We start from the raw sequence: 13,082 nt of genomic DNA on the forward strand, positions 1-13,082 counted from the left end.
TGAATGATATGCAGAAAACAAATGCAGTACCAGTAACCATATTATGTATAGCACCCATACTCATCTTATTTACAGTTATACTTTCGATTTTGTATGGGGCGAAAAGTATTGATGCTGAAACAGTGTGGAACGCATTATTTCATTTTGATTCAAGCGATGTAAATCATAATATTATTATTACTTCACGTTTACCAAGGGTAGTTGCAGCTCTTTTAGTCGGAGCATTTCTAGCCATATCAGGAGCACTTATGCAGGGGATGACAAGAAACTATCTTGCATCCCCTTCTATTATGGGTGTGACGGATGGCGCTGCCTTTGTTATTACACTTTGTATGATCTTTCTTCCGGGAATGTCATCAATTGGTATGGTTTTATGTTCAATGATTGGTTCTGCACTAGGAGCCGGTATCGTGTTTGGTTTTGGTTCGCTCCTTCAAAATGGCTTATCACCAGTTAGGTTAGCGATTATAGGGACAGTTATTGGAACATTTTTAAGCAGTGTATCGGCTGCAATGGCTTCATATTTTCAAATTTCTCAAAATGTTAGTTTTTGGTTTAATGCAAAATTAGATCAAGTAGATCCTAATATCATTAAAATCACGATACCGTTTGGGATAATTGGAATAATTTTAGCGCTGTTAATATCAAAATCTATTACCATTCTTTCATTAGGCGAAGAGGTTTCTATTAATTTAGGGCAGCGTACAAAACTAGTTAAAGCGATGGCAATTTTATCAGTTATCTTTTTAACAGGAACAGCAGTTGCTTTAGTGGGGAAAGTTGGTTTTGTAGGTTTAATTATTCCGCACATTACTCGCTTTATAATTGGGGTAGATTATAAGTGGATTTTGCCATGTGCAGGCGTTATTGGTGGCGTTTTCTTAGCGTTATGTGATGTTTTAAGTAGATTTGTAAATTATCCATTTGAAACGCCAATTGGAGTCGTAACATCTTTAATTGGAATTCCTTTCTTCCTTTATTTAATTCGTACAAGAGGAGGAGAGAGACATGCTTAAAAGTTCAAGTCAACGTTTTGGAATGACGATGGGGATTATTGTATTTTTAATACTATGTGCCATTTACATTAGTTTAACGAATGGTACGTTTGATATTACGATTACAGATGTATTTAAAACACTTTTTAGAATTGATCCAGTACCAGAACATGATTTAGTTATTTTTGAGTTTCGCCTTCCGCGTATTGTAATTGCTGGATTAGTAGGATTAGGCCTTGGTGTTGCGGGTGCCGTTATTCAAGGGATTACAAGAAATGGATTGGCAGACCCAGGTATTTTAGGCGTAAACGCCGGAGCAGGAACAGCCATCGTTATTTTTATGTTTTTCTTTCAAGGGCAACTAAAGAGCACAGATTGGATTTCTATAATGATGATGCCTATGTTTGGTTTAATAGGTGGATTAGGTGCAGCGCTAATCATTTATTTGTTTTCTTGGAAAAACGGTAAGTTAGATTCGCAACGACTGTTATTAACAGGGATTGCAATCGGTTCAGGGTTTGGAGCATTCTCTATGTATTTATCACTCAAAATGAAGTCAACCGATTTCGAGATGGCTGCAGTGTGGGTGTCTGGAAGTATATATAGTGCAAACTGGAAGTATATTGTGGCTATGTTACCATGGCTTATTATCTTAATTCCGCTTATACAAAAGAAAGCTTATTTATTAGATTTATTTCAATTGGAAGAAACGAGTATTACAAGTTTAGGTGTTTCAGTAGAAAGAGAGAAATCGATTTTACTGTTAAGTAGTATCGGACTTGTGAGCGCATGTGTTGCTGTTTCAGGGAGTATTGGTTTTATTGGACTAATGGCACCGCATATAGCGAAAAGACTTGTCGGTATTCAACATAAGTATATAATTCCTACGTGCGGCGTAATAGGAATGTTTCTTGTAATTGCTTCAGACTTTATTGCGAAAACAGTTTTCACACCTGTAGAGCTACCAGTTGGAATCGTTATTTCTATTGTCGGTGTACCGTATTTCTTATATTTACTTTATAAGGCGAAAGCGTAAGAGGAGGAATAAAAGTGAGTATTTTAAGTGCAAAAAATTTAGAAACAAGTTATGAAAAGCTTACAGTGTTTCGCGATTTAAATGTGGAAATACAAGAAGGAAAAGTAACGACAATTATAGGTCCAAACGGTTGCGGTAAATCGACATTGTTAAAAACAATGGGAAGAATTTTAAAACAAAAAAGCGGAAAAGTATATTTGCAAGGGCAAGATTTACATACAATTCCAACGAAAGAAATTGCGAAGCAGTTAGCTTTACTCCCGCAAACGCCAATTGCACCAGGTGAACTTAAAGTGGAAGAATTAATTTCTTATGGACGCTATCCACATCGAAATAACGTAAATAAGTTAACGACAAAAGATAAAGAAATGATTGATTGGGCATTAGATATAACGAAAACTTCTGAATTTCGGACGAGAAAAATTGCAAATTTATCGGGCGGTCAAAGACAAAAGGTATGGCTAGCGATGGCATTAGCACAAGAGACAGAAGTGTTGCTATTAGATGAGCCAACTACATACCTTGATATGTCTCATCAATTAGATGTATTACAAATTGTGGAGAAGTTAAATAAAGAACATAATTGTACGGTTGTTATGGTATTACATGATATTAATCATGCAGCAAGGTTTTCAGATGAAATTATTGCAATGAAGGAAGGAGAAATTGTTATAACTGGTAGCCCAGAAGAAATCATTACAAATGAAGTGTTAAAAGAAGTATTTCATATTGATGCGCGTGTCATGATTGATCCGTATAACGGGGCTCCTGTTTGTTTCGGTTATGATAGCGTTGTATCTCAAGAAGAAAAAATCGAAATATATGTAACAAGTTAAAAAGGGGGGGATAGGGTGAATACTACAGTTGAAAAACAGCAGATTATAACATCTAATACAGAGCAGTGGAAAATGTATTCAAAATTAAAAGGTAAAGAATATCAAATTCATATTTCAAAGCCGAGGCAACCAGCACCGGATTCAGGATATCCTGTCATTTACGTATTAGATGGCAATGCCTTTTTTCAAACATTTCATGAAGCAGTTAAAATACAATCAGTAAGAGCGGAAAAAACCGGTGTTTCACCAGCTGTTATAGTAGGAGTGGGTTATCCAATTGAAGGCGCATTTTCAGGGGAAGAAAGATGCTATGATTTTACGCCTAGCGTAATTTCAAAAGATGCTCCTTTAAAACCAGATGGTAAACCGTGGCCTAAAACAGGAGGAGCACATAATTTCTTTACTTTTATTGAAGAAGAACTGAAACCACAAATTGAAAAGAATTTTGAGATTGATAAAGGTAAGCAAACGTTATTTGGGCATTCTTTAGGTGGACTATTTGCTCTCCATATACTATTTACAAACTTAAATGCTTTTCAAAATTATTTTATTAGTAGTCCATCTATATGGTGGAATAATAAATCTGTACTTGAAAAAGAAGAGAACCTTATACATGAATTAAACAATGCTAAGTTTGAAACAGGAGTGTTCCTTACAGTTGGGTCACTAGAACGAGAGCATATGGTTGTAGGTGCAAATGAATTATCAGAGCGCCTTCTCCAAGTAAACCACGATAAACTTAAATTTAAGTTTTATGAAGCTGAAGGGGAGAATCATGCATCTGTTGTGCCGACGTCTTTAAGTAAAGGATTGAGATTTATTAGTTACGTATAGGAAAAAAGGTAAGCAATTGCTTACCTTTTTTCCTTATTGTTTAAAGGCAACGTATCCATCAATTAAAAAACTAGTGAAAAAGTGAGTCATTTGAGTAAAGCCACATTCCTCCATAATGGTTAATAAATTAGCTTCGGAAATAGGAAATATTTCTGTTTCAAAAGAATTTTCAAATCGGTCCCAATCTTCTAATGGAATTTGATTTTGCATCATATGGTTGCGCCAAGCATGTAATTGTGTAGAAAACATACTTGTATGGGGTACACCATTTATTGAAGAGAGAAAGAATGGCGCACCAGGCTTTAGGCGACTACTAATATCATTAATAAGTTCTTTTTTCTCCTTATTAGTTGGAATGAAGTGCAGGACAAGCATACAGGTGGCAGCGTCAAATAACTGATTTGGTAATAATGTATGGATAGTTCCATGTACAAGATGAACATGGTTTTGTATGCCTTCGTTTTTAATTCTTTTTTTAGCTAACTGTAGCATGCTTTCAGATGGATCGACCCCTGTAAAAGATAAATTGTTATTTTGTTTGCCTATTGAGAGAATTTCTTGTCCGCCACCAGCACCTATAACTAGTAAATTTGGATTCATGTTTTTTATAGGGAGTGTAGTAAATAAAAAATGGTTCATCATTTCATATAGGTGGTAGTAGCCTGGGATTTTACATGGAATTCTTTGTTCATATGAATTTACGGTAGTATCATTCCAATTCATTTTTAACCTCCTAAGTATGTGTTTTATAGGTTTATTATGAAATGAAATTATGAAGGGGAACAATCCCGTAAATCTGGGGGGGAAGAGGATGCATGAAAAAACAATGAAAGAAATTAAAATGGTAGCGAATCATATAAGTTCTATAAGATCATTTCAAGAGTCATTTCTCCACTTGATACGTAAAGTTATTGATTTTGACGCCGCTTGTTTTACAACTATAGACCCAATTTCTTTTTTATCTACTGGGGCATTTACCGATGAGAGTGTTGAAAAGATTCATCCACAATTGTTTATGAATGAATTTTTAGAAGATGATTTTAATAAATTTAAATGTTTAACAGAACACTCTCCTCATGTTGCTTCTCTAAGTATGGCGACAAATGGTGAACAAAAGAAAAGCTCTAGATACCGAAATATTTTAAAACCAGCAAGTTTTGGAGATGAATTAAGGGGCGTTTGTATGAGTAAGGGGAAATGTTATGGCCATCTTAGTTTATTTCGAGGAAGTATAAGTCCCGCTTTTCATATCGATGATTGTAAGTACTTAGCAACGATAGTCCCAATCGCTGGAGAGGCTTTAAAGAAGACAGTTTCTATACCTTTTTCAGAAGAGAAGGTGATAGGCACAGGTACGATTATAGTAAGTGAGGATTTTAGTGTATTATATTGGAATCAAGGTGGCAGCGAGTGGCTTTCAAATCTTAGAAAGCATGAACAGTTAAATATAAAAGAAATACCAAGGCCAATACGTGCGGTTTGTTCGAAAGTAAAGGCTAACGAGTATAATGTAGGGTGTATGAATAGAGAAGAAAACGTTTGTCTACCTTTAGCCTATGGCCATTTTTTAATCATTCGGGCTAGTAAGTTAGAACGTACAAGTAGTTTTCAAGGTGGTTATATTGTTCTATTCGAAAGAGCAAGACCGGAAGAGATTTTTCCACTTATTATGGAAGCTTATAGTTTTACAATACGTGAGAAGCAAGTAATACGTAAAATTCTTACAGGTATGTCGACAAAGGAATTAGCCCAAGAACTTTGTATATCTATATACACGGTACAAGATCATTTAAAATCCATTTTTGAAAAGACTGGGGTAAGTAGCAGAAATGAACTTGTGTGGGAAGTATTTTCGAAGTTTTGCTTTGATGTCAATGAATGAAAATAAAACAACTCTACAAAGATCACATGAAGTACGGTGGATGAGTTGTAGGATTGGACTTAAAAAGGTTATGGATGAAACGTTCCATAACCTTTTTTGATATGTAGAATTGTCCTTTTTGAACGTTTTGTTTCAACTTTTCGTCTAAAGAGACAAAAAGTTGTCACAATTCGGTCACAATTAGCATAAACATAAAATAGACGAAATGAACTTATTTCCAAAAAAGCTTAGTTCATTCCAATCATGATTCGTAGAGCTGCAAAAGCATGGATTAAAAGTTCACTATATTTTCAAGGAGGTAGATCGTATGAAAACTATTCTTGCTATCGCTGGGCTTATTTGGGTTTTATCACATGGAATTCCAATTTATGAAGGAGAACAAATTCGCAGTGCTCTGAATAAAAATTTTAATGAATATCATGTTATTGATCGGCAAGATAATGTTGTGACAGTTCGTGTAAATGACTGTTTTCATACGGTAACCGTGGAAGGAACTTCAGTAGTGAATGATGAAAAAGTATGTGATCAGCAATAATTATATATAGAAGGAAAAAAGTCTCAATTTATACACGTATAAATTGAGACTTTTGTATTTATGGATGAATAATAAGAGGGGATGGATAATCCCCTCTTATTATTTTTTTGAAAAAAGGAAAGGGTATCATGATAATTGAGGCTGAGAAGCTAATAAGTTGTTAAGAATAGGCATAAAGTGTAAATATACTCTTATGGGGTATCATGCGTAGATATTTAATGCTATAATTGGTATACTCATAAAAACAATTGTTTTATTGGATGAAGAGAAACTTTAAGAAGGTGATAATATGGATCATAAAGAGAATGAAGCAGTAACACATAGATCAGAAAAAGAAAAAGAACAGATTATAAATAGATTAAAGAGAATTGAAGGACAGGTTCGCGGTATTCAAAATATGATTGAAAATGATCGTTATTGCGTGGATATTTTAGTGCAAATTTCAGCGATTAATGCAGCGATGAAAAAAGTAGGAATGGGCGTTCTCAAAAATCATACGAGTCATTGTGTTTCAGGAGCTATTAAAAATGGAAATGGTGACGAAGCAATTGAAGAATTAATGACAGTATTTGAACGTTTTTCAAAAGCGTAAAAACAAGCTAGTATTTAACTGGCTTGTTTTTTTGTTTACCCTTATATTGGATTTTGGTGTATTGTAGTGAAAAAGTGTGTGTAAAATAAACTTTTAGAAAATAATTGAAAAATCATGATATAAAACCATTGATTACCTTAGGGGGGTATGGTAAGATGTAATTGTGATTAACAAACAATGAATAAACAAGAGGAGGATTTTAAATGGAACAGTTAACATTACAAGTTGAAGGTATGTCTTGTGGACATTGTGTAAATGCTATCGAAAGCAGTGTGAAAGAGCTAAACGGTGTTGAACAAGTGAAGGTTCAATTAGCAGAAGGAACTGTTGAAGTTACTATCGATTCGTCTGCTGTAACATTAAAAGATATCGTTGCTGTAATCGAAGATCAAGGATACGATGTTCAATAATTATTTTTAGATATGGAGATAAATCGTACTTTAAATGAAGTACGATTTATTTTGCTAATAATTATACCTCATAAGGGTATATAGAGGTGAGAGACATGAATGAAAAAAAAGAGGCCAATCTTCAAATATCAGGAATGACATGTGCGGCATGTGCAAATAGAATTGAAAAAGGTCTAAAAAAAGTAGAAGGTGTTCATGAGGCAAATGTAAATTTTGCGCTTGAAAAAACAAAAATAATGTACGATCCAACTAAAACAAATCCGCAACAATTTAAAGAAAAAGTTGAATCGTTAGGATATGGAATTGTAAGTGATAAAGCTGAATTTACTGTTTCAGGAATGACATGTGCAGCATGTGCAAATAGAGTTGAAAAGCGTTTAAATAAGTTAGATGGTGTGAACAAGGCGACAGTAAATTTTGCTTTAGAATCAGCCACAGTAGACTTTAATCCTGATGAAGTTAATGTAAATGAAATGAAGAGCGTGATTACGAAGCTAGGATATAAATTAGAAGTGAAACCAGATGATCAAGATGCATCAACTGATCATCGATTACAAGAAATTGAGCGACAAAAGAAGAAGTTTATTATTTCGTTTATTTTATCTTTCCCATTATTGTGGGCAATGGTTAGTCATTTCTCATTTACTTCGTTTATTTATTTACCAGATATGTTAATGAACCCTTGGGTGCAACTAACACTTGCAACTCCTGTTCAATTTATCATTGGTGGACAGTTTTATGTTGGGGCTTATAAAGCGTTACGCAATAAAAGTGCTAATATGGATGTTCTCGTGGCGCTTGGAACGTCGGCCGCCTATTTCTATAGTGTATATTTAAGTATTCAATCTATTGGTTCTTCGGAACATATGACAGATTTATATTTTGAAACGAGTGCGGTACTTATTACATTAATTATTTTAGGTAAATTATTTGAAGCGAAAGCAAAAGGGCGCTCATCAGAAGCGATTAAAAAATTGATGGGTTTACAAGCGAAGACAGCTACAGTTGTGCGAGATGGAACAGAAATAAAAATTTTGATTGAAGAAGTAGTAGCTGGTGATATCGTCTATGTAAAGCCTGGTGAAAAAATCCCAGTAGATGGGGAAATTGTAGAAGGAAAGTCAGCGATAGATGAATCGATGTTAACAGGCGAAAGTATTCCGGTTGATAAAACAATTGGAGATGGAGTAATCGGTTCTACAATAAATAAAAATGGGTTTTTAAAAGTGAAAGCCACTAAGGTAGGCAGAGATACTGCATTAGCTCAAATTATTAAAGTAGTAGAAGAGGCTCAAGGTTCAAAAGCTCCTATTCAAAGGGTAGCAGATCAAATTTCAGGTATTTTCGTACCAGTTGTAGTTGTGATTGCAATTATCACATTTGCAGTGTGGATGCTATTTGTTACACCTGGTGATTTTGGCGGAGCACTTGAGAAAATGATTGCCGTACTTGTTATCGCTTGTCCGTGTGCATTAGGGCTTGCAACGCCTACATCTATTATGGCAGGATCAGGAAGATCGGCTGAGTATGGTATTTTATTTAAGGGCGGGGAGCATTTAGAAGCAACACACCGATTAGATACAGTTATTCTAGATAAAACAGGTACTGTGACAAACGGGAAGCCGGTGTTAACAGATGTAATTGTAGCAGATGGATTCCGTGAAGAAGAAATACTACGTTTAGTAGGGGCAGCAGAAAGAAATTCTGAACATCCACTTGCAGAAGCGATTGTAGAAGGAATTAAAGAAAAGAAAATTGATATCCCAAGTTCAGAAACGTTTGAAGCGATTCCAGGATTCGGTATCGAATCAGTTGTAGAAGGAAAACAATTATTAATTGGCACACGTCGATTAATGAAGGAATTCAATATTGATATTGAAGAAGTTTCTAAATCAATGGAAGCGCTAGAACGAGAAGGAAAAACAGCAATGCTTATTGCAATCGATAAAGAATATGCCGGTATAGTTGCCGTTGCAGATACTGTGAAAGATACTTCAAAAGCAGCTATCGCAAGACTGAAAAAAATGGGTCTAGACGTTGTGATGATTACAGGAGATAATACACAAACTGCTCAGGCGATTGCAAAGCAAGTTGGTATTGATCACGTAATTGCAGAAGTATTGCCAGAAGGAAAAGCAGAAGAAGTGAAAAAACTCCAAGCACAAGGTAAGAAAGTAGCAATGGTTGGAGATGGAATAAATGATGCTCCTGCTCTTGCTACGGCGGATATCGGTATGGCAATTGGAACAGGAACGGATGTAGCGATGGAAGCGGCAGATATTACGTTAATCCGTGGGGATTTAAATAGTATTGCTGATGCGATCTTTATGAGTAAAATGACGATAAGAAATATTAAACAAAATTTATTCTGGGCATTAGCTTATAACGCGTTAGGAATTCCAATCGCGGCATTAGGCTTCTTAGCACCTTGGGTTGCTGGAGCAGCGATGGCATTTAGTTCTGTATCCGTTGTATTAAATGCATTAAGATTACAAAGAGTTAAATTAAAGTCTTAAAAAGCTACATTAAAGTAATTGAATAGAATTAAAAAACAATACTTTGAATAAGTATTGTTTTTTTGTTCGTATAGAAATTAAAACGATATAATAAAGAAGAAATATGGAATCGTATGTAGTAGAAAAGTTAAGAGGTAGTTTGGTAAGGAGACTTATATATGTTAAAAGATATTATAGTTAGAACATTTCAGAAAGAAGATTTAGAGCAAGTATTACAATTGTTCTATGAGACAGTTCATACGGTTAATGCAAAAGATTATAATGAGTTACAGCTACAGGCGTGGGCACCAAATCGACTAGATAGAGAAAGCTGGTTAAAGTCTTTAGAGAAGAATATTAGTTATGTAGCGGATCATAACGGTGTGATATTGGGATTTGGGGATTATAACGATGATCATTACGTAGATCGTTTATTTACACATAAAGATTATCAAGGGAAAAGAGTCGCTTCATACATACTACAGATGTTAGAAAAAGAAGCAGTGAAATTGGGGCATAGGGAGATATATACAGAGGCGAGCATTACCGCAAAACCTTTTTTTAAAAGTAAAGGTTTTATTTGCATAAAAGAACAAAAGAAACAGCATAATGGTCAGATTTTTATTAATTATGTTATGAAAAAAATATCCTTCTCATAAATGAGAAGGATATTTTTCATTATTTTACAGCTTCTTTTAGTTCTTTACCAGCTTTGAAAGCAGGTACTTTAGAAGCTGCGATTTGCATTTCTTCACCAGTTTGTGGGTTACGGCCTGTACGAGCAGCTCTTTCGCGAACTTCGAATGTACCGAATCCGATAAGTTGTACTTTTTCACCAGCAGCTAAAGTGTTAGTGATTGATTCTACTACAGTTTGTACAACTACAGTAGCTTCTTTTTGAGAAATCTCAGCATTTTGTGCTACGTTTTTAATTAATTCTGTTTTGTTCATGTTTTTCACCTCATATGTAAATAATGCTATTTAAGTTGTTATTATAACGTATAAAACATTCGAGAACAAGTGTACGTACATATATTCGCAAAAAAAATGAAATTTGTAATATTTTTTAGGACACTTTATAGACATTCCATTTAAGCGGATAGAGATTTGTTCTTCATTTCAGTCTTCTCTTGATGAGAAGGTAGTTTCTTATTATAAGATATGAAGTAAGGTAGTGCTACAAATAACATACCCCCTACTAAATTTCCAAAGAAAACAAAAATAAAGTTTGGAAAATATTCAGCCCAAGTGAAATGACCGGCAAAAATCGCAGCTGGGATGACAAACATATTGGCTACAACGTGTTGAAATCCAATCGCAACAAAAGTCATAACTGGGAACCAAATACCGATAATCTTTCCGATAAATTCTTTACTTCCCATACTGAGCCAAACAGCTAAACAAACGAGCCAATTACATCCGATTGCAGAAATAAATGCTTGCAATGGTGTATCTTGTAGTTTCGCTTGAGCGATAGAAATAGTTTTCGCTAAAAAAGCTCCTTCAGTTAAGCCGACGATATGACCGAAAAAATAGGCTACGAATACAGCTCCTATGAAATTGCTAAATGTAACAATAACTAAATTTCGTATGAAATAAAATAAAGTAATTTTCTTTTGGAACCAGGCCATAGAAACTGTCATCATGTTACCAGTAACTAGTTCACCGCCTGCAAGAATAACGAGAATAAGACCAATAGGGAATACAGCAGCGCCTAGAAAACTAGAAAATGATCCCCAATATTTTGGCATTGTCCCAATAACATGAATATCGAGTAAATACCCTAATGAGATAAAAGCACCACCAAAAAAACCAAGAATTAGCATAGGGAGCAATGATAAATGACCTTTTTTCCTTCCTGAATTCGCAGCAAGTTTCGTAATTTCTTCTGGTGTAAATACAGACATGAATAACCCCTCCGTAATAAAATGATGGAATGAATAGAAAAAATTCAAAAATCTACGTATTATAAAAATATGTTATGACTTCTGTATAAAATTGTCAAAGTGAATAGAGAGGGAACGACATATTGATAACATTGTTCATGTTGTCACATTAATGTAACAATAAGGATTTAAAGTGTTTCTAGAGGTGAAAACATGAATACGAATCATGTAAAAAAAGAACGAAAAAAATCAATCGTAAAGATATTTATTATTATTTTTATAAGTATATTAATGATACCAGTAAGTTTGTATTATTATGCGACAGAAATAGAACGAAAATTAGTAACAGTTACGTGGAATGAAATAGAAGCTTCTGCAATTCCTAAAGAATTTAATAATAAAAAAATATTACAGTTTTCAGATGTACATTTAGGACCAGAGTTTACACTGAAACAACTTGAACATTTAGTGGAGAAGATGAATGAATTACATCCAGATATAGTAGTTTTTACTGGAGATTTAATAGATAAATTTGGGTCTTATAGTGCGGAAAGAGAAGAAGCGAAGGCTATTTTGCAGAAAATTTACGCTCCCTTAGGGAAATATGCTGTGTTTGGGAATCATGATAGGGGCGGGGGCGGTAGTTTATTTTACAAAAAATATATGGAGGAAGCTGGTTTTTCTGTATTAGTAAATGAAGTGCAGAAAATTAAAGTGGAAAACGGCAAATATATTACAATATCAGGTTTGGATGATTTTCTATTAGGGAAGCCGCAAATAGATTCAACTTTAAAAAACTTGAAACAAAATGATTTCAACATGTTATTAGTACATGAGCCGGATGTTGTAACCAAAATCAATCGTTACCCAGTTGATCTTCAACTGTCAGGACATAGTCACGGAGGACAAGTCCAAATTCCTTTTGTAGGTCCGTTAATTACTACCAAACTAGCTGAGAACTATGTTGAAGGTATGTATGAAGTAGAGGGGAAGAGTAAGCCGTTATATTTATATGTAAATCGTGGCATTGGGACTACTAGGATGCCTGTTAGATTTTGGAGTGTACCTGAACTTTCAATTTTTGTGTTGAAGCAAAATAGTGACTAGAATAGTAGGAGGACTTTTAGAGAAAGTTCTCTTTTTTTAATGGTTAAATACTGAATATTATGTAAGTTTTGTTTAAAGTGTTAAATAAAGAAAGGGGAATTTCTAGGATAGAAACATGGCATAAAGAATTGGAAAGTTTATATAACCAAATAGTTTCATGACGAAGAGATTTTCATCAATATCCAGAGCTATCGTTGCAAGAAATAGAAACGCCGAGAAAAATAGCTGAAATCTTAAAAAGTTTTCATATTGATGTGAAAACAAATATCGGGAGCAGAGGAGTAATCGGCGTAATTGAAGGTGGAAGACCTGGGAAGACGATAGCGCTACGTGCTGATTTTGATGAACAAGCAATGTTAATTGGTGGTAAATTACTTTTAAGTCTTGTGAATAGTTATGTAAGAGATGAAAAAGAATCTCTTCATCATGTAGAAGTGAAAAAGTAATTTACATAAATAAAAAACAACAATAGGT

The 13,082-nt window shown here is 34.4% G+C and carries 14 protein-coding genes and 1 pseudogene; 12 read left to right on the top strand and 3 right to left on the bottom strand.

Going from position 1 to position 13,082, the window contains the following annotated elements; all coding sequences use genetic code 11:
* Window positions 1-8: 8 nt before the first annotated feature.
* From DN403_RS18165 to DN403_RS18180, 4 genes are read left to right on the top strand one after another with little or no spacing between them, the layout of a single operon-like run.
* Window positions 9-1,016: a FecCD family ABC transporter permease gene (locus DN403_RS18165; RefSeq protein ID WP_001173054.1), complete on the top strand. Its 1,008-nt coding sequence runs from the start codon at window positions 9-11 to the stop codon at window positions 1,014-1,016.
* Window positions 1,009-2,031 carry a FecCD family ABC transporter permease gene (locus DN403_RS18170; RefSeq protein WP_000920455.1) on the top strand — a complete coding sequence of 341 codons (1,023 nt, stop codon included), beginning with the start codon at window positions 1,009-1,011 and terminating at the stop codon, window positions 2,029-2,031. Before DN403_RS18165 ends, DN403_RS18170 begins: the two co-directional genes overlap by 8 nt.
* Window positions 2,032-2,045: 14 nt before the next feature.
* Window positions 2,046-2,867, top strand: coding sequence for an ABC transporter ATP-binding protein (locus DN403_RS18175; protein ID WP_016077360.1), 822 nt, complete (start codon window positions 2,046-2,048; stop codon window positions 2,865-2,867).
* Between the two features lie 15 nt (window positions 2,868-2,882).
* Complete coding sequence (locus DN403_RS18180) at window positions 2,883-3,701, top strand: alpha/beta hydrolase (protein ID WP_001098706.1); 819 nt, start codon at window positions 2,883-2,885, stop codon at window positions 3,699-3,701.
* 33 nt (window positions 3,702-3,734) lie between these two features.
* Here DN403_RS18180 and DN403_RS18185 read toward each other — a convergent pair whose 3' ends face one another.
* Window positions 3,735-4,424, bottom strand: a complete 690-nt coding sequence (locus DN403_RS18185; RefSeq protein ID WP_016077362.1) for a class I SAM-dependent methyltransferase — start codon at window positions 4,422-4,424, stop codon at window positions 3,735-3,737.
* 88 nt (window positions 4,425-4,512) lie between these two features.
* Between DN403_RS18185 and DN403_RS18190 the strand changes: the two genes are divergently transcribed.
* From DN403_RS18190 to DN403_RS18215, 6 genes are all read left to right on the top strand, one after another.
* Entirely contained in the window at window positions 4,513-5,583 is a 1,071-nt protein-coding gene (locus tag DN403_RS18190) for a helix-turn-helix transcriptional regulator (RefSeq protein ID WP_000544759.1), read from the top strand.
* Between the two features lie 307 nt (window positions 5,584-5,890).
* A complete protein-coding gene (locus DN403_RS18195; protein WP_000849105.1) occupies window positions 5,891-6,118 on the top strand; it encodes a hypothetical protein in 228 nt (75 codons plus the stop codon).
* Between the two features lie 289 nt (window positions 6,119-6,407).
* Window positions 6,408-6,710: a metal-sensing transcriptional repressor gene (locus tag DN403_RS18200; protein WP_000349643.1), complete on the top strand. Its 303-nt coding sequence runs from the start codon at window positions 6,408-6,410 to the stop codon at window positions 6,708-6,710.
* Between the two features lie 203 nt (window positions 6,711-6,913).
* On the top strand, window positions 6,914-7,120 hold the full coding sequence (gene copZ / locus DN403_RS18205) for a copper chaperone CopZ (RefSeq protein ID WP_000436973.1): 207 nt from the start codon (window positions 6,914-6,916) through the stop codon (window positions 7,118-7,120).
* A 95-nt stretch (window positions 7,121-7,215) separates the two neighbouring features.
* Window positions 7,216-9,636 carry a heavy metal translocating P-type ATPase gene (locus DN403_RS18210; protein WP_001003184.1) on the top strand — a complete coding sequence of 807 codons (2,421 nt, stop codon included), beginning with the start codon at window positions 7,216-7,218 and terminating at the stop codon, window positions 9,634-9,636.
* A 158-nt stretch (window positions 9,637-9,794) separates the two neighbouring features.
* Window positions 9,795-10,274: a GNAT family N-acetyltransferase gene (locus DN403_RS18215; RefSeq protein ID WP_000910172.1), complete on the top strand. Its 480-nt coding sequence runs from the start codon at window positions 9,795-9,797 to the stop codon at window positions 10,272-10,274.
* A 19-nt stretch (window positions 10,275-10,293) separates the two neighbouring features.
* Here the strand turns inward: DN403_RS18215 and DN403_RS18220 are convergent, their stop codons facing one another.
* Together DN403_RS18220 and DN403_RS18225 are read right to left on the bottom strand one after the other, a co-directional pair.
* Complete coding sequence (locus DN403_RS18220) at window positions 10,294-10,566, bottom strand: HU family DNA-binding protein (RefSeq protein WP_001043904.1); 273 nt, start codon at window positions 10,564-10,566, stop codon at window positions 10,294-10,296.
* Window positions 10,567-10,706: 140 nt separating this feature from the next.
* Window positions 10,707-11,522: a formate/nitrite transporter family protein gene (locus DN403_RS18225; protein WP_000110552.1), complete on the bottom strand. Its 816-nt coding sequence runs from the start codon at window positions 11,520-11,522 to the stop codon at window positions 10,707-10,709.
* A 192-nt stretch (window positions 11,523-11,714) separates the two neighbouring features.
* On the opposite strand from DN403_RS18225, the gene DN403_RS18230 reads away from it, so the two are divergent.
* Window positions 11,715-12,608: a metallophosphoesterase gene (locus tag DN403_RS18230; protein ID WP_001095333.1), complete on the top strand. Its 894-nt coding sequence runs from the start codon at window positions 11,715-11,717 to the stop codon at window positions 12,606-12,608.
* A 107-nt stretch (window positions 12,609-12,715) separates the two neighbouring features.
* A pseudogene (locus DN403_RS31785) lies at window positions 12,716-12,952 on the top strand (amidohydrolase); the annotation flags it as partial.
* Window positions 12,953-13,082 lie beyond the last annotated feature (130 nt).

It is taken from the genome of Bacillus sp. AY2-1 (genome assembly GCF_008368965.1).
GTDB classification, from domain to species: Bacteria; Bacillota; Bacilli; order Bacillales; family Bacillaceae_G; genus Bacillus_A; species Bacillus_A thuringiensis_S.

Excerpts from the sequence above, each read along its gene's own strand:
- copZ (WP_000436973.1), top strand. The coding sequence starts at position 6,914 with ATGGAACAGTTAACATTACAAGTTGAAGGTATGTCTTGTGGACATTGT.
- DN403_RS18220 (WP_001043904.1), bottom strand. The coding sequence starts at position 10,566 with ATGAACAAAACAGAATTAATTAAAAACGTAGCACAAAATGCTGAGATT.
- DN403_RS18185 (WP_016077362.1), bottom strand. The coding sequence starts at position 4,424 with ATGAATTGGAATGATACTACCGTAAATTCATATGAACAAAGAATTCCA.
- DN403_RS18230 (WP_001095333.1), top strand. The coding sequence starts at position 11,715 with ATGAATACGAATCATGTAAAAAAAGAACGAAAAAAATCAATCGTAAAG.
- DN403_RS18210 (WP_001003184.1), top strand. The coding sequence starts at position 7,216 with ATGAATGAAAAAAAAGAGGCCAATCTTCAAATATCAGGAATGACATGT.
- DN403_RS18170 (WP_000920455.1), top strand. The coding sequence starts at position 1,009 with ATGCTTAAAAGTTCAAGTCAACGTTTTGGAATGACGATGGGGATTATT.
- DN403_RS18165 (WP_001173054.1), top strand. The coding sequence starts at position 9 with ATGCAGAAAACAAATGCAGTACCAGTAACCATATTATGTATAGCACCC.
- DN403_RS18225 (WP_000110552.1), bottom strand. The coding sequence starts at position 11,522 with ATGTCTGTATTTACACCAGAAGAAATTACGAAACTTGCTGCGAATTCA.
- DN403_RS18195 (WP_000849105.1), top strand. The coding sequence starts at position 5,891 with ATGAAAACTATTCTTGCTATCGCTGGGCTTATTTGGGTTTTATCACAT.
- DN403_RS18200 (WP_000349643.1), top strand. The coding sequence starts at position 6,408 with ATGGATCATAAAGAGAATGAAGCAGTAACACATAGATCAGAAAAAGAA.
- DN403_RS18190 (WP_000544759.1), top strand. The coding sequence starts at position 4,513 with ATGCATGAAAAAACAATGAAAGAAATTAAAATGGTAGCGAATCATATA.
- DN403_RS18215 (WP_000910172.1), top strand. The coding sequence starts at position 9,795 with ATGTTAAAAGATATTATAGTTAGAACATTTCAGAAAGAAGATTTAGAG.